The organism is Nostoc sp. DSM 114160, assembly GCF_053470305.1.
Genome location: NZ_JBPFGO010000003.1, coordinates 324,259 through 341,549, shown reverse-complemented (window position 1 = coordinate 341,549; position 17,291 = coordinate 324,259). Strand labels below are relative to the sequence as shown.

The 17,291-nt window shown below is 42.7% G+C and carries 16 protein-coding genes and 1 pseudogene; 4 read left to right on the top strand and 13 right to left on the bottom strand.

Annotation, left to right across the window (positions count from 1 at the left end):
• Positions 1 to 185 precede the first annotated feature (185 nt).
• From NSTCB13_RS26665 to NSTCB13_RS26620, 10 genes and pseudogenes are all read right to left on the bottom strand, one after another.
• On the bottom strand, positions 186 to 1,124 hold the full coding sequence (locus NSTCB13_RS26665; protein ID WP_448274385.1) for an ABC transporter permease: 939 nt from the start codon (positions 1,122 to 1,124) through the stop codon (positions 186 to 188).
• Between the two features lie 86 nt (positions 1,125 to 1,210).
• Complete coding sequence (locus tag NSTCB13_RS26660; RefSeq protein ID WP_448274383.1) at positions 1,211 to 2,317, bottom strand: ABC transporter permease; 1,107 nt, start codon at positions 2,315 to 2,317, stop codon at positions 1,211 to 1,213.
• Positions 2,318 to 2,404: 87 nt separating this feature from the next.
• Entirely contained in the window at positions 2,405 to 2,614 is a 210-nt protein-coding gene (locus NSTCB13_RS26655) for a hypothetical protein (protein WP_445627314.1), read from the bottom strand.
• Positions 2,607 to 3,182: a zeta toxin family protein gene (locus NSTCB13_RS26650; RefSeq protein ID WP_448274381.1), complete on the bottom strand. Its 576-nt coding sequence runs from the start codon at positions 3,180 to 3,182 to the stop codon at positions 2,607 to 2,609. The genes NSTCB13_RS26655 and NSTCB13_RS26650 overlap by 8 nt, the downstream gene beginning before the upstream one ends.
• A gap of 1 nt (position 3,183) precedes the next feature.
• Positions 3,184 to 4,677: an ABC transporter ATP-binding protein gene (locus tag NSTCB13_RS26645; RefSeq protein ID WP_448274380.1), complete on the bottom strand. Its 1,494-nt coding sequence runs from the start codon at positions 4,675 to 4,677 to the stop codon at positions 3,184 to 3,186.
• 247 nt (positions 4,678 to 4,924) lie between these two features.
• A complete protein-coding gene (locus NSTCB13_RS26640; RefSeq protein ID WP_445627317.1) occupies positions 4,925 to 5,980 on the bottom strand; it encodes a BMP family protein in 1,056 nt (351 codons plus the stop codon).
• 161 nt (positions 5,981 to 6,141) lie between these two features.
• Positions 6,142 to 6,537 (bottom strand): hypothetical protein, encoded by a 396-nt coding sequence (locus NSTCB13_RS26635; RefSeq protein WP_448274379.1) that lies wholly within the window; start codon positions 6,535 to 6,537, stop codon positions 6,142 to 6,144.
• Between the two features lie 142 nt (positions 6,538 to 6,679).
• On the bottom strand, positions 6,680 to 6,901 hold the full coding sequence (locus NSTCB13_RS26630; protein WP_448274377.1) for a hypothetical protein: 222 nt from the start codon (positions 6,899 to 6,901) through the stop codon (positions 6,680 to 6,682).
• A gap of 159 nt (positions 6,902 to 7,060) precedes the next feature.
• Positions 7,061 to 7,384: pseudogene (locus NSTCB13_RS26625) on the bottom strand (type II toxin-antitoxin system VapC family toxin); the annotation flags it as partial.
• A 65-nt stretch (positions 7,385 to 7,449) separates the two neighbouring features.
• On the bottom strand, positions 7,450 to 7,698 hold the full coding sequence (locus NSTCB13_RS26620; protein ID WP_448274375.1) for a type II toxin-antitoxin system Phd/YefM family antitoxin: 249 nt from the start codon (positions 7,696 to 7,698) through the stop codon (positions 7,450 to 7,452).
• A gap of 210 nt (positions 7,699 to 7,908) precedes the next feature.
• Between NSTCB13_RS26620 and NSTCB13_RS26615 the strand changes: the two genes are divergently transcribed.
• Both NSTCB13_RS26615 and NSTCB13_RS26610 read left to right on the top strand, forming a co-directional pair.
• Entirely contained in the window at positions 7,909 to 8,202 is a 294-nt protein-coding gene (locus tag NSTCB13_RS26615) for a DUF433 domain-containing protein (RefSeq protein ID WP_448274374.1), read from the top strand.
• Entirely contained in the window at positions 8,199 to 8,567 is a 369-nt protein-coding gene (locus NSTCB13_RS26610) for a DUF5615 family PIN-like protein (protein WP_448274372.1), read from the top strand. The genes NSTCB13_RS26615 and NSTCB13_RS26610 overlap by 4 nt, the downstream gene beginning before the upstream one ends.
• A 276-nt stretch (positions 8,568 to 8,843) precedes the next feature.
• Here NSTCB13_RS26610 and NSTCB13_RS26605 read toward each other — a convergent pair whose 3' ends face one another.
• Positions 8,844 to 13,346: an NB-ARC domain-containing protein gene (locus NSTCB13_RS26605; RefSeq protein ID WP_448274370.1), complete on the bottom strand. Its 4,503-nt coding sequence runs from the start codon at positions 13,344 to 13,346 to the stop codon at positions 8,844 to 8,846.
• A gap of 168 nt (positions 13,347 to 13,514) precedes the next feature.
• On the opposite strand from NSTCB13_RS26605, the gene NSTCB13_RS26600 reads away from it, so the two are divergent.
• Complete coding sequence (locus NSTCB13_RS26600) at positions 13,515 to 13,733, top strand: hypothetical protein (protein ID WP_448274369.1); 219 nt, start codon at positions 13,515 to 13,517, stop codon at positions 13,731 to 13,733.
• Positions 13,734 to 13,985: 252 nt separating this feature from the next.
• On the opposite strand, the gene NSTCB13_RS26595 is transcribed toward NSTCB13_RS26600, so the two are convergent.
• Positions 13,986 to 14,480 (bottom strand): DUF4363 domain-containing protein, encoded by a 495-nt coding sequence (locus NSTCB13_RS26595; RefSeq protein WP_448274368.1) that lies wholly within the window; start codon positions 14,478 to 14,480, stop codon positions 13,986 to 13,988.
• Between the two features lie 480 nt (positions 14,481 to 14,960).
• Here NSTCB13_RS26595 and NSTCB13_RS26590 point away from each other — a divergent pair, with 480 nt between their 5' ends.
• Positions 14,961 to 15,245, top strand: coding sequence for a peptidase (locus NSTCB13_RS26590; RefSeq protein ID WP_174708855.1), 285 nt, complete (start codon positions 14,961 to 14,963; stop codon positions 15,243 to 15,245).
• Positions 15,246 to 15,340: 95 nt separating this feature from the next.
• Here NSTCB13_RS26590 and NSTCB13_RS26585 read toward each other — a convergent pair whose 3' ends face one another.
• Positions 15,341 to 17,269, bottom strand: a complete 1,929-nt coding sequence (locus tag NSTCB13_RS26585) for an ABC-F family ATP-binding cassette domain-containing protein (protein WP_448274366.1) — start codon at positions 17,267 to 17,269, stop codon at positions 15,341 to 15,343.
• Positions 17,270 to 17,291: the final 22 nt, after the last annotated feature.

Below are 17,291 nucleotides of genomic sequence, written 5' to 3'. Positions count from 1 at the left end.
TATTAGACTTCTTGCAGAAGTGGGTAAAAGGTTAAGGGTAAAAGGGTAAAGGTTTAGAATTTTCCCAAACCCAGTAACCTTTAATATGCACCCCAATATCTTGGCATTTGTTACTTTTGCAAGATGTCTATTGTATTATGTGCTGATTTTGCTAGCGTGCTAACGCCCATTTGCTTTTCCTAATATTAGTCTGAGTGGCGATTTTCTCCAAAGTAGGGAGTACCTAAAGCTTTCGGGGGTGTAGATTTCCCCAGCTTACCTACTAATGCCAATAAAGCGATCGCATAAGGTAGCATGACTAAAAATTGGTAAGGAATATTTACCCCTAATGCCTGAATTCGCAGTTGTAAAGCTTCTGTAGCCCCAAACAGCAAACAAGCCAAAGCACTACCTATAGGATGCCATCTGCCAAAAATTAATGCGGCGATCGCAATAAATCCTTTACCTGCACTCATCCCCTCGGCAAAAAATCTTACTTGTACCAGAGTTAAATAAGCACCTCCGAAACTTGCAAGAGTGCCACTGATCGCTACAGCGATATAACGAACAAATGGTACGGAAATTCCTGCCGTGTCAGCAGCTTTCGGAGATTCACCCACTGCCCGCAATGTCAGCCCAAAGCTAGTTTTAAATAAAAGGTATGTAGTTAAAATAACTAAGATAAATAAGAAATATACTAAAATATCTTGCTGAAATAGTAGCGGCCCAATCAGGGGAATATTGGCTAAACCAGGAATCATAATTGTCCCAATTCCAGGTAACTGCTGCGTACTACTGCCATTAAACACTAATCGAGCTAAAAACGATGTTAACCCAGCTGCGACAAGATTAATTGCTAGCCCAGATACCAATTGATCGACACGCAAAGTTACACACAAAACAGCATGGAGTAGTCCGACTAATCCCCCCGCAATCAAGGATGCCAGGATACCAAGCCAGGGATTATTTGTGTAGAAAGTGGCAGCAGCACTAGTAAAAGCACCTGTAAGCAACATTCCTTCTAAAGCGATATTTAACACCCCCGATCGTTCCGAGTACAATCCTCCAAGGGCTGCAAATGCTAAGGGGACGGCTAGACGTAAGGTAGCTATTAAATAATCAGAGAAGAAGTTGAGATTATCCATAGAGTTATACCATTGTAGAGACGCGATTCATCGCGTCTTTACCCAAGGATATGTTGCAATCATTAATTGAATTGGTAGTATTTTTTTTAAACGCAGAGGAACGCAGAGGGAAGCGCAAAGTATCGCAGAGTTTTCTTTGTGTTCCTCTGCGTTAAACCTTTGCGTCCCCTTTGCGTTTTTACTCTTATTTCTCTTTCGACTGCCAAACCGATCGCAATAAATAACACCATAAACCCCTGAATCGCGTAAACTACAGTTACCGGGACACCTGCACTACGCTGCATCACATTTGCACCACTGCGAAGCGCTGCAAAAAACAAAGAAGTTAAGACTACACCGACTACACTACCACGACTTAAAAAAGCGATCGCAATGGCATCAAATCCATAACCTGGGGAAACTTGTTCAAATAGCCGATATTTCAACCCCATCACCTCGCAACTTCCAGCTAACCCAGCGAAACCACCCGCAGCAGCCATCACCAGCATAATGGTACGTTCAACAGATATGTGGGCATAACGGGCGGCAATCGGGTTAAATCCTACTGCTGTAATTTGATAACCTAGTGGCGATCGCACTAACAATACCCATAAAATACCTGCGGCAATTAAACCGAATAAAATACCAGCATGGGCCAGGCTTTGTGGTAAGATAATCGGCAAACGCGATGTTTTAGCAATTAATGGCGAATAAGGACTAGGCGCACCTGTTGCCATTAATGGATTTTGGACGAGGTAGCTAACTAAATTCACGGCGATATAGTTAAGCAACAATGTAGTAATTACCTCATTCACTCCCCGCATTGCTTTGAGATAACCAGGAATCCAACCCCAAACTGCACCAAAGAAAAATCCTGCTAAAAGTGCTAAGGGAATATGAATCACCGCAGGTAATCCTTGCACGTATAACCCAATTAAAGTACTTCCCAATGCACCCAGATAAATTTGTCCTTCTCCACCGATATTAAATTGCCCAGCCCGCAATGCTATTAATACGCCTAAACTGGTAAACAATAGCGGTGTCATTTTGGTGAGGGTGTTACCAAATCCAAAGTAGGTAGAGAGAGATTCTTGAAATAAGATGCTGTATGCAGTGATGGGATTTGCCCCAGCAATTAGCATCAGGATAGCACCGACGATCAGGGCGGAGGCAATGGCAATTAGCGGTGATAGGATTGGTAACAGGAATTTCATGCAATTAGTTGCGATCTTTAGGTTTGGAGATATGATTTTTTATGCAGTTCATTCACTCCTCAAAGTTGAATCAAATTGAACAATTCATCAGACATCTATCAGGTTAATTTTGTTTTGAGTGTTCTGCTGATTTTGAAATGCTGCAATCTCATCAGCAGTTAAAGTCACAACCTTACCATTTTGCATAATACTAATTGATTGCCCAAGCTTACGATGTCTTTCAATCGCTGCTGCAATTGCGGCTTTGACTCCAGCATCAATTTTGCTTGATAAAAGCTCTAATTCTTGTTCAGCCATTTTCCTGTCCTCTGATTTGATTCCAAATTGCATTTTCATAAACAACAAGTTGTTGACCACGACGATACTCAGCTACTAACCTAGTATCATTGTTAGAGTTATCATAGATAATCCAGCGATCGCACAAAGGTAAGTATAAAGAAATCAAATTTATTCGCCCTTGTTGGTAGCGTCTACGAATAACATCTTCTGGAATCGAGTGTCCACCACTAGCAACCCTTGCTGCTACTCGTTCTACTGCCAAGTCAACGCTTTGTAACCAAAAGTATATCAAGTTAATTGTGTAGCCTTTTGCTCTACAATCAATAATAAAAGGTGCAAAACTTCTAGCTGCTAGCGTCGTTTCAAAAGCAAAATCACTACCGGAATTAGATAACGTCCGCAGTCGCATAATCATTAATCTTCCTGCTTCCATAGCCATTGAATCGGGATTTAATGGAGATAGTCCAGCAGCAATAGCATCTGCATTTACGTATTCAAAACAGTCTAGAAAATTTGGTAACAAACTCATCGATACGGTGGTTTTTCCCGAACCATTTGCACCACCGATGATATAAAGACTCGGCATTTTACTCTCTGGGTGTTCCCCCAGCCATCAACAAACCAATTTCTGCTACCTTCGCCGTGGCTGCATCCAAAATAGCCACAAACTCACCTCTGTAGATTACGGCAATGCGATCGCTCATTGCCATCACTTCTTCTAACTCAGTAGAAATATACAAAATTGCGGCACCGCGATCGCGTTCTGTTAAGATTCGAGACTGCACGGCTACTGTCGCGCCGACATCTAACCCCCTGGTGGGTTGCATGGCAATAATTAAAGCTGGTGTTTGCGCCAGTTCTCGCGCTAACACCACTTTTTGTTGATTTCCTCCCGAAAGCTGACTTACCTTGATATCAATGCTATTCGCCCGAATGTCAAACTCTTGCATTGCAGCTTGGGCACGATTTGCGATCGCTTCTGGTTGTAACAAAAAACGGCGACAAAATGGCAGATATTTAAAAGCTTTTAAAATCAAATTTTGGGCGATGCTAAATTGCAACACCAATCCCATTGTCTGCCTATCTTCTGGGATATAGCCCACTGAAGAATGTTTGGACTTAAACTCAATTTTACCCTGTTTAATAGTTCGCACAAGAGCGATGTCTGCGACGGGCTTTGCCAACGCATCAGCTAATTCTCGCTGTCCATTGCCTTCGACACCAGCAATTCCTAAAATTTCTCCCGCCCGCAGTTCAAAAGATACGTTATTTACAGCAAGAATATTTCTTTCATCAACAACTTGTAAATTTTGCACCGATAAGATGATTTCTCCTGGTAATGTCGGACTTTTATTTAACTGGAAAGCTACTTCCCGTCCTACCATTAATGTTGCTAACTGCTGAGGTGTCGCCGCTTCAGTTGATGTTGTTCCTACTACTTTTCCCTGACGCAAAACTGTGACTGAATCACAGAGATTCATTACCTCTTCTAATTTATGACTGATAAAAATGATTGTATTGCCTGCGGCTGCTAATTGGCGCAAAATAGCAATCAATGATTCTACTTCTGGCGGTGTCAAAACTGCTGTAGGTTCATCAAGAATCAACAACTTTGCTCGACGGTAGAGAACTTTCAGAATTTCTACCCGTTGTTGTGCCCCAACAGATAAATTTTCAACTTTGGCAGTGGGGTCAATTTCTAATTTATAAGCTTGGGATAAGGCGGCGATTTCTTGCTGTTTATCTTCTAGATTTAGCCGCCAAGTTTTCTCCATTCCTAAGATGATATTTTCTGTAACAGTCAATTTTGGTACAAGCATGAAATGTTGGTGAATCATGCCAATCCCTAATTTAATTGCCTCATTTGGTGAAGTGATTTTTATTGGTTGTTCTTGGAGATAAATCTCACCAGCATCAGGTTGATAGAGTCCACTAATAATATTCATTAAAGTACTCTTGCCTGCACCATTTTCGCCTAGTATTGCATGAATGGTTCCAGATGCAACAGAGAGGTTGATGTTGTCGTTTGCAACAAAAGACCCAAAGCGTTTGGTAATATTGTTTAAGCGTAAATAGTTCATATTCGCAAAACTGATAGCTCGTTGAGGACTGTAGTATACCTCTTGCAAAATTTCCTAACATCCACCCCCAACCCCACCCCTTTGTAAAGCTAAGGTGTACACACAAGTCAGATCCAGTTTTTGGGGATAAGCCCCCATTGTAGAGACGCGATTCATCGCGTCTAAAATACTGGCGCATTAGACAGACGCGATAAATCGCCGTCTCTACAAAGACAATTATTCCTGTTTTTAATATAGTCTGCTAAACCTACGTTGTTGCTTTCTTCACACAGCGCGTATCCTTACCAGCCTCTTTGCAATCTTCAAAAACGATTTTTTTATTAACAATCTCTTGCTTTGCATTCAATACCTTTTGCTTAACTGCTTCCGGTATGATTGCTCCGAATTGCCCTAAAAATAATATCTCTGCTCTTTCTAAACCAATTGTATATATTTGTCCTTTGATTTGTTTTTGTTTAGCTAATTCTGCTATGTAAGCAATAGCTAAATCTAAGCGTTTGACAGCGCTGGTTAAAACAGCTTTTGGTGCAACATCTAATTGATCCTTGGTGTTACCAAAAGCATATACTCCTTTTTCACCTGCTGTTTGTAAAACTGCGGCTGAGGCATTATCTAACCATTGATAGATGACATCAGCCCCGGAAGAAATTATTGCCAGAGTCGCTTCTTTAGCTTTAGCAACATCATTCCAATCACCTGTAAAAGTAGAGGTAATTTGGATATTTGGTTTAACAGACTTTGCGCCTAATTCAAATCCCCGCAGTTCTCCCTCAGTAGCGGGAAACTTCTCTCCGGCTATATAAGCTAATTTATTAGATTTAGTCACAGAAGCACCGATAATGCCGCACAAATAACTAGCTTGTAAGTGATCTATTCGTAAAGAAGCAATATTCTCAGTCTTGAGATTACCATTTACTCCCACAAAAAATGTGTTGGGGAACTGTGAAGCGACTTGTTCAATTGCGGCATCAAATTGTCCGCCATGCGCAAAGATCGGATTGTAGCCTTTACGAGCAAAATCTGTTAATACTTCTGTTTGATCTGCTTGTGCTACTTTTTCGACATAGGCGGTTTGGGCGCCTAACTTTTGTTTTGCGAGATTGATTCCTTCATAACCAGATTGATTCCAGCCTTTATCGGTAATCACTCCAGGGAGAGCGATCGCTATTTTAAATCCTTCAGCACCACCCTTTGTTATCGCTGTTGGTGGCGTTTGATTACTACAAGCTTGCAGCAGGAAGCTGGTACCAAACCCTGCTGAACCAAGCAAGATAAATTCACGCCGACTAAAGTTTGTTGTCATATCTCGCCTTCAGATAGCTATTTGAGTTATTTCAACACTCTAAAATCGGAGGTGGTACTTTGGAAACAATTTCTCTGGGATTTATTAAAGACGCGATAAATCGCCGTCTCTACAATAATTAGTCTTTTGTACACACGGCGATTCATCGCGTCTATTGCATTTTATGCAGTTTTAGCATTTTCATCAGATGCTTGTTCTGCAACATTTTTCAAGCGGCTCGATCTGATTTTGCGGATGCGATCGCTATAGCGAACACCACCCGCCATTTCATATTCGCGGCTGTCTTTGCCGTATTTGATCCCAACCACCATCAGCATTTTTTCAGAAAGCTGACTCAAGTTTTTTTCCATCTCTTCAATTTCAGTTTTAGAAGAGTCAACTACAGACAGAGCAGTATTATAAACATCAATTTTGTTGCGTAACTGGTCGATTGACTCGACTAATTTTTCTAGACTATAATCTTCATCAAATTTGACGCTTGGAACAATCGATTTCAGTCCGGCGGATCTTAACTGAGCTTTTTCTAAAATGCGGGATGTGCGTTTTTTACGAGACATAAAACTACTCCTTTAAAATTATTATAGAGCTAGCTTGCCTCAATTAAACTGCATTCTGGTTCAGCAAAACTCGCAGTTTTTGTAATAAATTTTTCAAGTTATAGCAGTAGATTTTCGGAATTTTATTACTAGATATTGGTATTTATATAGATAATTGTCTAAGCTTCATCAAAACTTTAAGGGACACTGCTCCCACAAGTTCTGTAGCTGCTCCCACAAGTTCTGTAGCTGCTCCCACAAGTTCTGTAGCTGCTCCCATAAGTTCTGTAGCTACTCCCGTAAGTTCTGTAGCTGCTCCCACAAGTTCTGTAGCTGCTTCCATAAGTTCTGTAGCTGCTCCCATAAGTTCTGTAGCTGCTCCCATAAGTTCTGTAGCTGCTCCCGTAAATTCTGTAGCTGCTTCCGTAAGTTGGGGAGTGCGTAGGCAAAAATCTTGTAAGCGATCGCTTTATTCTGTCAGAAAAACCGATATAGGCGATGCCTACGGCGGTAAACTACGCAGTCTGTAGAAGGGCGATCGCCATCACAATATAGTTTGAACAAGATATTGTGTAATTTGCCGATCGATTGTCACAATTGGCAAATTCTCTACTTGGCTTTGAGCAATCAAAATCCGATCGAATGGATCTCGGTGGATATTTGGTAAATTAGCAACTTGCAAAACATGGCTCATTTGAATAGGTAAACTTTCAAAGCGATTCATTGCCAGATGAGTTGGAATATATTGTTCTACAGGTTCAGGTAAAGTCAGTTTCCCTAATTTATTTTTGATGACAATTTCCCATGCACTTACCACGCTCAAAAATAGGATGTTACCTGAATCAGCAATTACATTACGAGCATTAGCAGATAACTGAGGGTCATTTGTTACTCACCAAATGAATGCATGGGTATCCAGTAAAGCTCTCATTACTAAGCGAGGTTAGAATTTTCAAAATCACTCAAGATTTCTTCTGGTAAAGGATCGTTGAAATCTGCTGCAATAAATACTTTACCTTTATCTAAGCCTGGAATGCGAGGAGAACTGGTATTCGTAAGGGCGACTAGACGTGCAACTGGAATCCCCTGTTCAGCAATCACGACTTCTTCACCGAGCAATACCTGACTCAGAAGTTCACTAAATTTGGCAGTTGCTTGGGCGACGTTGACAGTAATAGTCATCTGCCTTGGTAGTTAATTCCTAATATTCTTTACGATAACACTAGATGTGTGGGCGATCGCGATCGCAGGTTAGGCAAATCCGCTGCGTTGCACCCCACAAGCGTGGAATTGCATTTGCTCTGAAACACAATCCAAAGACTTTGGGCTTGACAAAAATATAACTGTTAAAATCAGCATAATTTTAGTGTGAGATATTTAGGAGAACAAGTTTTGGCAATTATTACTGATATTGGTACATTAATTAACCATCAGCCTGGAATACACGGCGGTTGTCCGATTATTGCTGGTACAGGTGTGACAGTCCGACGTATAGCTATTTGGTATAAACAAGGTTACAGCGCCGAAGAGATTGCAGAGCAAATTAGTCATTTGACCTTAGCGCAGGTTTATGCAGCTTTAGCTTATTATCATGCTAACCGTGACCAAATTGACGCTGACATTGCAGCAGAAGAGGCAGAGGGAGACAGATTAGAGAAACTGCATAAAATTCAAAAACTTTCATGAGCCGAATTCGTTTGTATATGGATGAGGATTCTACCGCACGTTCTCTAGTTCTGGCTCTACAAAATCGTGGTGTAGATGTGACTACAAGTCTAAATTTGAATAGGCTGGGATATACCGATGAAGAACAGCTAAGATGGGCAACTGAGCAAAGTCTTGTTTTATATAGTTCTAATATCAGAGATTTCTACCGTTTGCACACTGATTTTTTGACCAAAGAACAATCTCATGCAGGAATGATTTTGGTACAGCAGCAACGTTACTCAGTGGGGGAACTAATGCGCGGTATTTTGAGATTAATTGCAGCTAAGTCAGCAGAAGAAATGCACAACCAGGTAGAATTTCTGAGTAGTTGGATTGATGAATAGTATTTAATACGGCTTGGCGATCGCTCATTGAGAGTCTAGACAATTTCTTTGATGATTTTATGATTAACTGCGATCGCTCACTCATGGACACCAAAGAGAGTTTGTAAATTCGATACCTGCTTGATGTTGAGTAGCTGCAAATAGGCGATCGCACTTCGCTTAAAACTATAGATCCCGCATCCCCTTATACCAATTGACCAAAATCAGGCTACAGATGCAAGTTAAATCTAACTCTCTTAAATTACGAATTACGAATTACGAATTACGAATTACAAATTATTTCCACCATCGCCCCACATCCACAATTACACGGGCAATTTCTACCGTTGCTGCTTCGCCACTTAATGCAAAGATAACTGGAAACAATGCTTTAATATCTTGCAGCAAATTAAGGCGAGTGCGAAGGGATAGCTCATGAAGTGTATCTTGCCAAAGGGGGAAAAGTTCCGTAGATGGCATTTGTGACAAACCGGAAGCTAAGACACTCAAGGCATCGGCACGATAATCCTCATCCTGAATCGCCCTGGCAGCAGCAAGGGCTTCTGGCAACAACTCTGGTGGCAGTTTGTCAGTTAAGGCACTCAAGGCATAGGCACGATAATCCTTATCCTGAATCGCCCTGGCAGCAGCAAGGGCTTCTGGCAATAACTCTGGTGGCAGTTTGTCAGCTAAGGCACTCAAGGCATAGGCACGATACTTCTCAAACTGAATCGCCCTGGCAGCAGCAAGGGCTTCTGGCAATAACTCTGGTGGCAGTTTGTTAGCTAAGGCACTCAAGGCATAGGCACGATACTCCTCAAACTGAATCGCCCTGGCAGCAGCAAGGTCGGTCTTATTACGTCCCCGTATAGAATCACAAGACTCCTCATCCTGAATCGCCTTGGCAGCAGCAAGGGCTTCTGGCAATAATTCTGGCGGTAGTTTGTCAGCTAAGACTTTCAAGGCACTGGCACGATTCAACTCATTCTGAATCGCCCTGGCAGCAGCAAGGGCTTCTGGCAATAACTCTGGTAGTTTGTCAGCTAAGGTACTCAAGGCATAGGCACGAAAAAACTCATCCTGAATCGCCCTGGTAGCAGCAAGGGCTTCTGGCAAAACTTCTGGCAGTTTGTCAGCTAAGGCACTCAAGGCATAGGCACGATAATCCTTATCCTGAATCGCCCTGGCAGCAGCAAGGGCTTCTGGCAAAACTTCTGGCAGTTTGTCAGCTAAGGCACTCAAGGCATAGGCACGATTCGACTTATCCTGAATCGCCCTGGCAGCAGCAAGGGCTTCTGGCAATAACTCTGGTGGCAGTTTGTCAGCTAAGGCACTCAAGGCATCAGCACGATTCGACTCATCCTGAATCGCCCTGGCAGCAGCAAGGGCTTCTGGCAATAACTCTGATGGCAGTTTGTCAGCTAAGGCACTCAAGGCATCAGCACGATTCGACTCATCCTGAATCGCCCTGGCAACAGCAAGGGCTTCTGGCAATAACTCTGGCGGTAGTTTGTCAGCTAAGACTTTCAAGGCACTGGCACGATTCCACTCATTCTGAATCGCCCTAGCAGTAAGGGCTTCTGACAATAACTCTGGTGGCAGTTTGTCAGCTAAGGCTCTCAAGGCATTGGCACGATTCCACTCATCCTGAATCGCCCTGGCAGCAGCAAGGGCTTCTGACAATAACTCTGGTAGTTTGTCAGCTAAGGCTCTCAAGGCACTGGCACGATTCCACTCATCCTGAATCGCCCTGGCAGCAGCAAGGGCTTCTGGCAATAACTCTGGTAGTTTGTCAGCTAAGGCTCTCAAGGCTTTAACACGATATTCCTCAGACTGAATCGCCCTGGCAGCAGCAAGGGCTTCTGGCAATAACTCTGGTAGTTTGTCAGCTAAGGCACTCAAGGCTTTAACACGATATTCCTCAGACTGAATCGCCCTGGCAGCAGCAAGGGCTTCTGGCAATAACTCTGGTGGCAGTTTGTCAGCTAAGGCACTCAAGGCTTTAACACGATATTCCTCAGACTGAATCGCCCTGGCAGCAGCAAGGGCTTCTGGCAATAACTCTGGTAGTTTGTCAGCTAAGGCACTCAAGGCACTGGCACGATTCCACTCATCCTGAATCGCCCTGGCAGCAGCAAGGGCTTCTGGCAATAACTCTGGTAGTTTGTCAGCTAAGGCACTCAAGGCTTTAGCACGAAAAAACTCATCCTGAATCGCCCTGGCAGCAGCAAGGGCTTCTGGCAATAACTCTGGTAGTTTGTCAGCTAAGGCACTCAAGGCTTTAGCACGAAAAAACTCATCCTGAATCGCCCTGGCAGCAGCAAGGGCTTCTGACAATAACTCTGGTGGCAGTTTGTCAGCTAAGGCACTCAAGGCTTTAGCACGATATTCCTCAGACTGAATCGCCCTGGCAGCAGCAAGGGCTTCTGGCAATAACTCTGGTGGCAGTTTGTCAGCTAAGGCTCTCAAGGCACTGGCACGATTCCACTCATCCTGAATCGCCCTGGCAGCAGCAAGGGCTTCTGGCAATAACTCTGGTAGTTTGTCAGCTAAGGCACTCAAGGCTTTAGCACGATATTCCTCAGACTGAATCGCCCTGGCAGCAGCAAGGGCTTCTGGCAACAACTCTGGTGGCAGTTTGTCAGCTAAGGCACTCAAGGCTTTAGCACGAAACTCCTCATGCTGAATTGCCCTGGCAGCAGTAAGGGCTTTTTGCAGTGCTAATTGTTGAAGACTTGGTGTTAAATAATTGACTAATTCTGTCAGCGAGTAGATTTTCTCTTGTAGTTCTGGTTTTTGCAGAGCATAAGCTAGTCCTTGTTCGGGAGTCCACATCTTGTTTTTGACCAATGCTACCAGCAGATTTGCTGGTAGATTAGCTGCCAAACTATTCATCGATGCAGTTATCAAAGCATAACGACACTGCAAGCTTAGTGTTGATTCAGTCCGATTCGCTTCTGCTAGTTCCCAGGCACGAGAAATATCTGTGATATAACCGCCAGTTTGTGCCAATTTCTCCCGTACTTCATACCAGCCATTGCTTCCAGTTGCAGACTCTTCCCGTAATAACTTGTGAATCTCTTCTAACTGTCCAGCCTTTTCTAAATGCCAAACTAAATACTGATGAATGTAACCATCATCAAGTAAAGTATGCCATAAACCATTCTGGGTTTTCTGCCGATACTTCTTTAAAAAAGCAGTGTGAACATCAGCAAGGTTTAAACCCAACCCAGCCAAATCTCCTGGGCGCTTTGGTACAGAGGGAGCAGTTAACAAATTACAAGCTAAATCGTGGAATAAGTCATGTAAGCGATAGGTAGGCATACCATCAGCAAGCGGTACTCCTGTTAATAGCAATGCTTTATTCCGTAAATATTGCAACATCTTGGCAGCATCACGCTTATCCATCTGCCACAGCGTTGCTGCCATCATTTTATTAATGTTGACATCCTCCGGCAACACCCCCAACCAAGAGAAATGCTGCTGCTTTTCTGGTGGCATTCTCTTGACACTCAAATTTAAAGATGCGGTTAAACTCAGGCGTTTTAAACTAGCCTCATCAGTAATTTCTTCCGCTTCTGGTCGGTCAAAACTTGTTAATCTGGCTACTTCTTGCTGAATATCCGCCAACAGTTCATTCCAAGTCGTACCACAGGCAACTTCGGCGGCTGCAAGTTCCAATGCTAGGGGAAGATAACCAACGCCTTTGGCTAAATTTTCTGCTGAGTGACGTTCTGTGCCTGTAATCTTGCGTCTTAATTTCTTCGTCAGCAATTCCATTGCCTGGTCTGGTTTCATTATATCCAGACTGTAGGTGCTGGCTGCTAAGGCATCGGCAATAGAACCTTCACGAGTAGTTACTAAAACTTGACAACGTGCCCCACCAAAATTAAATGCTCGTGCATCTTCGGTATTCCAAGCATCATCAACCACCAGCAACACAGCTTTGTCATAAAGCAGAGTCCGCAAATGCATAGAAGTTGCTTCTACACTGGTAGGCTTAAAGCTATAATCTCCTAATGCTTGCACCCAGCCACTAAGTAAGGCCAGCACATTGGGTTGTTGACCTAATGTTGCCCAAAGAATGCCATCACCAAAACGAGATTGTATTTCTGCATTATGGGCTAAAGCCGCAGCTAAAGTAGATTTGCCCACCGAACCCAAACCGTGAATCGCAGTAATTACTAAAGTGCGACTATCAGACGATGAACCATTTAAAAGACGAGTCTTTAAATCATCGCTGTATTCTGGGCGTTCTACAAAGTATGTGGGTAAAGGTGGCGCTTGAAATATACTTGTGTGACCTAACCCCCTAACCCCCTTCCCTACAAGAGAAGGGGGAACATTCAAAGCCTCTCTCCCTGTGGGGGAGAGGTTTGGAGCGGGGTTATTTAATTTCGATTTCTCTGGTCTACTACTTTCCCAAGCTTCATCAAACCGTTTTAAGTTCTTTCCCCTATCTCTTGACCATAGCTTGAGTGTAAAGTGCCATTCCTCAACACCCTTGGTTTGCAGACGGTTATCTTCCAGAATCTTCAAAAAATCCTTGAGCATATTCAGCGCTTCTCGAATTTGCGCTTTAGTTAACTTGCCAGAATATTTATCTTTTTGCGTCAGCAACTCCAATGTGACTAAGGTAGTCTGCACAGTCAGCTTGGGGTTAGCACTGTCTGCTTCTTTCCAGTCAAACTCAATTTTAAAGTTATCCTCCTCAAATTCTCCATCGGCAAAACAAAGCAACGCCTCTAAGAGACGCTTGACTCGCTTTTGAATTTCAGGCCCATAGGTAATTCGTGGCATTACATCCAAAAAATTGAGTAAGAAGTTTGGGGCTACCCCAGATTGAAACTACCACCCCAAACTCATGTAATCCAGATTCTAAGCCATTTTCAGCAAGTTTAGGGTATTTGCATCAGGGCACAACCCCAAAGAGAACCTATATCTATCAACTCTTTGGGGCATAATCAAATGCAAGTCCGTCAAATTCTCGGTAAAACCATTGGTTTGTTGCTGGCAATGCAAGTATTCTTAATTGGTCTACAAGCTAAAAGCCGAATTGACCAAGGTAACTCATCCATTGAGGCGTTGATTTGGATGACTCAACAATATATTTCAGTACTGGTTAAAATTCGCAGCTTGCAAGATAAAAAGGAGAAAAATGGGGAAAGGGGAAAGGGAAAAGGGTAAGGGATTTAAACCCTTTCCACCTTCCCCCTTACCCTTTACCCCGCTTGCGTTTCCTTGATGTACTACTAGTAGTCTGTCAAGCCAAAATTGCTATGTTTGGACTGGGAAAAGGGGAAAGGGGAAAGGGGAAAGGGAAAAGGGGAAGGAATTAAAACATGAGTCCCTTTACCCCTTACCCTTTACCCCGCTTGCGTTTCCTTGACGTACTACTAGCAAACTAGCCAACAAATACTCAGTCTATGTATTTGGCTCTTAAGGCTTGGCTACACTAGTAACATCCTTGTTAAGAACCCCTAAAGCTGTTGACAATTTCGGTTTATTTGGTGCGGAAGCTTTCAGTCCTGCCTTAATCTCATCAGCTTTATCTTCAATTTCTTTGTAGGTAGTGGGAGATTTAGCTTTCACTCCATCCTCAACCTTTGACCAGAAATCTTCAAATTTATCAAATTCCCCTTTAGCTTTGGTAAAATCTCCCGCCTGAACTGCGGTCTTAGTATTGGTCACAACACCCTGTAGACCTTGAAATTCAGTTGTTGTAGCGGGAGTGGCTGCTGCACTAGGGGTGGTTGTCGCAGCCGGAGTGGCTACTGCATTAGGGGTAGTTGTCGCAGCCGGAGTGGCTGTTGTATCAGAGATAGAACTCCCAGCAGGTGGCGTTTGTGCAGTAGGTTCTTCAGCCTTATTGCATCCAACCAAAGTCATCATGCTGATTGCAGCAACTATTAGTACTGGATTAAAACGATTCATTCTAAACTCCTCATCAAAACTCGTTTGTGTAGACTAGTAGTTCGCCAAGTGAACTTGGCGGGGTAAAGGGCAAAGGGGAAAGGGGAAAGGTTTTAAATCCCTTACCCTTTCCCCAGCCCTCACAAGCGCATTTTTGGGTTGCCATACTACTAGTACCGCAAAGCGGAAATCAAGGCTTCTCTGCGAGAGGCTGCGCCACCGGCTTCGCTCAGCCTTGACTTGAGCGCAGTCGAAGGGTCAAAAGTCTTTCATTTTGGGCTTTCTAGCTGTAATGAAATAGTAGGTTTGTTTCCGCCGACTGGTACTAGCGTTCATATTTTACGCTGACTATCAACAAAAATATTACCTAATATTTTTGTCATTCAAATATTAATGCTATCAAGGTAAAAAACTCGATTTTTCTCATTTCATTTGCATTTCAGGTGATATTGAGCCTACATTAGCGTATTGGGAAAAAGTTTCTACTACCGGAAAAATACCATGAAACGTTCATTTCGTAAGTATCATCGTATCCTTGGCATTATCCTATCTGTGCCACTGATGTTAACCGTGCTGACTGGAATATTAACAACCTTTGTCCGCGAGTGGTCTATTGGTATAGGAGTTCCAGCTAGTTTCCTGTTAAGTATCCATACAGGCGAAATCTTTCATCTGCAAGGAATCTACCCAATTTTGAATGGATTAGGACTTTTGGGATTGTTGGTGACAGGATTAAATATGTCTGGTTTATTTGGTAAAAAAACTCGGCAAAACCCTAATAATTAAACTAAGAGTTCGTAATTCGTAATTCCTATTGTGTAAGGGTTTTAGACATTTCAAATGGGTAACTAATTTACGCCGAACTGTACTAGCGAGTAATTTCAAGACTCTATTTCAGCTAATTCTAACCAGCGTTCAGTCGCCACATCGATGGCGTGCTTGAGATTTTCCACCTGATTATAGAGTTTTTGCACTTCGCTATAATTCCCCGGTGAGACATTCGCCAGTCTTTTCTCGGTTTCTGCTTTCTGGTCCTCTAACTCGGCAATTTTAACTTCCAACTGCTCAAATTCTTTTTTCTCCCAATTCGATAATCTCCGCCGCTTGGTATTCTCTACCTGTTTGGGTGAAGCCGCACCATTTGGGATTTCGGCATTTTTGGGCTTCTCTTTAGTAGTAGCAGCTTGTTGCTGTGCTTCTTCAGCTTTCTTATAGTCCAGATAAATCGAGTAATTACCTGGATATTGCCGCAGATTACCGCCTTCTTCAAAGGAAAATACTGTGTCGATGGTGCGATCTAAAAAGTAGCGATCGTGAGAAACTACAATTACACACCCGACAAAATCTTCTAAATAATCTTCTAATACTGCCAAGGTCTGAACATCTAAATCATTTGTCGGTTCATCTAAAATTAAGACATTGGGCGCACTCATCAAAACCCGCAACAGAAATAAACGGCGTTTTTCTCCACCCGAAAGTTTACTAATTGGGGCATACTGCTGATTACCAGGAAACAAAAACCGCTCCAACATTTGGGAAGCGGTAATTTGAGTACCATCAGTAATTTTGACAAATTCTCCTTCTTCTTTGATGTAGTCAATCACGCGCTGATTTTCGTTTAAGGCTGTGAGCAATTCTTCCGAATGCTGGTCAAAATAACCGATGTGAACGGTACTACCAATTTCTGCAATGCCGGAATCTGGCTTAACCCGTCCAGTAATGATATCCATTAAAGTGGATTTACCAGCACCGTTAGCGCCAATAATGCCGATGCGGTCTTCTGGACTAAATTCGTAGGTAAAATTATTAATCAGGGTGCGTCCATTGTATGCCTTAGAAATGTTATCTAACTCAATAACCTTTTTCCCAATGCGACGACCAACTGTCGAAATATCAACTTTACCCTGAACTTGTTTAAATTCAGTATCCCGCAGAGCGTGAGCGCGGTCAATTCTCGCTTTTTGCTTGGTACTTCTAGCTTTTGGCCCTTTTTTGAGCCATTCCAACTCGCGGCGCAATAAGCCTTGATGTTTGCGTTGACTGCTGACGGCAGATTCTTCCGCTAAAGCTTTCTTTTCCAGGTAATATGAATAGTTACCTGTATAGGTGTAAATGTCGCCTCGGTCGATTTCAATAATCCGATTGGTAACGCGATCTAGAAAGTAGCGATCGTGGGTAATCAGAAACAATGCGCCGCGATAACGATTTAAATAACTTTGTAACCATTCTACAGAAAGAGCATCCAAATGGTTTGTCGGTTCATCCATGAGCAAAGCATCTGGTTCTGATAGCAAGGCTGATGCTAAAGCAATGCGTTTGCGATAACCTCCAGATAAAGTACTTATCTTGGCATCAAAGTCAGAAATTCCTAATTTTGTCAGAATGATTTTGGCATTAGTTTCTAATTCCCAAGCACCAGTCGTATCCATCTGTTGCATGACCACAGAAAGGCGAGACATCAGTTGACTATCATCTGGATAGTGAACCAATTTATCAGAAAGTTCTTCATACTCGTGTACTAAAGCCATGTGTTCGCCACTGTCGGCAAAAACTTGCTCTAAAACTGTGTGATTTTCATCTAAATCTGGCTGCTGGGGTAAGTAGATAATTTTAGAACCGGAGTTAATTAAAATTTGACCGCTATCAATGGATTCTAACCCAGCGATCATTTTTAATAGAGTTGATTTACCTGAACCGTTAGTACCAATTAATCCAACTTTATCGGTAGCATCAAGGCTAAAGCTAGCATCTTTTAAAATTTCCTTGATCCCAAAGTCTTTTTTTACTGATTGTAGTGTAATAATACTCATAAGATTGAAGTCATTAATTATT

Bases quoted from the DNA above. Each gene is read 5' to 3' on its own strand.
- NSTCB13_RS26595 (WP_448274368.1), bottom strand. From the start codon at position 14,480: ATGAATCGTTTTAATCCAGTACTAATAGTTGCTGCAATCAGCATGATG.
- NSTCB13_RS26610 (WP_448274372.1), top strand. From the start codon at position 8,199: ATGAGCCGAATTCGTTTGTATATGGATGAGGATTCTACCGCACGTTCT.
- NSTCB13_RS26655 (WP_445627314.1), bottom strand. From the start codon at position 2,614: ATGGCTGAACAAGAATTAGAGCTTTTATCAAGCAAAATTGATGCTGGA.
- NSTCB13_RS26635 (WP_448274379.1), bottom strand. From the start codon at position 6,537: ATGTCTCGTAAAAAACGCACATCCCGCATTTTAGAAAAAGCTCAGTTA.
- NSTCB13_RS26590 (WP_174708855.1), top strand. From the start codon at position 14,961: ATGAAACGTTCATTTCGTAAGTATCATCGTATCCTTGGCATTATCCTA.
- NSTCB13_RS26605 (WP_448274370.1), bottom strand. From the start codon at position 13,346: ATGCCACGAATTACCTATGGGCCTGAAATTCAAAAGCGAGTCAAGCGT.
- NSTCB13_RS26660 (WP_448274383.1), bottom strand. From the start codon at position 2,317: ATGAAATTCCTGTTACCAATCCTATCACCGCTAATTGCCATTGCCTCC.
- NSTCB13_RS26585 (WP_448274366.1), bottom strand. From the start codon at position 17,269: ATGAGTATTATTACACTACAATCAGTAAAAAAAGACTTTGGGATCAAG.
- NSTCB13_RS26640 (WP_445627317.1), bottom strand. From the start codon at position 5,980: ATGACAACAAACTTTAGTCGGCGTGAATTTATCTTGCTTGGTTCAGCA.
- NSTCB13_RS26600 (WP_448274369.1), top strand. From the start codon at position 13,515: ATGCAAGTCCGTCAAATTCTCGGTAAAACCATTGGTTTGTTGCTGGCA.
- NSTCB13_RS26665 (WP_448274385.1), bottom strand. From the start codon at position 1,124: ATGGATAATCTCAACTTCTTCTCTGATTATTTAATAGCTACCTTACGT.
- NSTCB13_RS26620 (WP_448274375.1), bottom strand. From the start codon at position 7,698: ATGACTATTACTGTCAACGTCGCCCAAGCAACTGCCAAATTTAGTGAA.
- NSTCB13_RS26630 (WP_448274377.1), bottom strand. From the start codon at position 6,901: ATGGGAGCAGCTACAGAACTTATGGGAGCAGCTACAGAACTTATGGAA.
- NSTCB13_RS26650 (WP_448274381.1), bottom strand. From the start codon at position 3,182: ATGCCGAGTCTTTATATCATCGGTGGTGCAAATGGTTCGGGAAAAACC.
- NSTCB13_RS26645 (WP_448274380.1), bottom strand. From the start codon at position 4,677: ATGAACTATTTACGCTTAAACAATATTACCAAACGCTTTGGGTCTTTT.